The sequence below is a fragment of the Streptomyces carpinensis genome (genome assembly GCF_002154505.1).
Taxonomy (GTDB): domain Bacteria; phylum Actinomycetota; class Actinomycetes; order Streptomycetales; family Streptomycetaceae; genus Streptomyces; species Streptomyces carpinensis.
In genome coordinates this window covers 40,615-41,059 of sequence record NZ_MUBM01000211.1, presented here as the reverse complement: position 1 = coordinate 41,059, position 445 = coordinate 40,615, and the positions used below count along the sequence as shown (strand labels likewise).

General features: G+C 74.6%; 1 protein-coding gene. It reads right to left on the bottom strand.

Annotation, left to right across the window (positions count from 1 at the left end):
- A partial coding sequence (locus BZY54_RS53635) for a phosphotransferase (protein WP_244217359.1) occupies positions 1-445 on the bottom strand: 445 nt, incomplete at both ends.

Here is a 445-nt window from a genome sequence, read left to right as displayed (position 1 = left end):
GCCGACGGCCGCGCGCACGGCCCGGCGGGCCAGCTGGCAGTCGTCGTGCAGCCGCCGCAGCAGCAGCCGCTGTTCCTCGCCGGACGGCACCGCACCCGGATGGGACGAGGCGGGTACGGCCGGGGCCGTGTCGTGCATCGAGCGCTGCACGGCCGTCTCGTACGTACGGATCTCCCGGGTCAGCACGAGCATCAGGTTCACCAGGAACGCGTCCCGTGCCGCCGGGCCCGCCGCCTGGGCGAGCTGGCTGATCTGCCGCCGCGCCACCGGCGCGTCCCCGAGCACCGACCACAGCGTCGCCAGGTCGTAACCCGGCAGGTACCAGCCCGCGTGCTCCCAGTCCACCAGCACTGGACCGGCCGGTGAGAGCAGGATGTTCGCGAGCAGTGCGTCGCCGTGGCAGAACTGGCCCATGCCCTGCCGGCCCGCCGCGTGCGCGATGCCG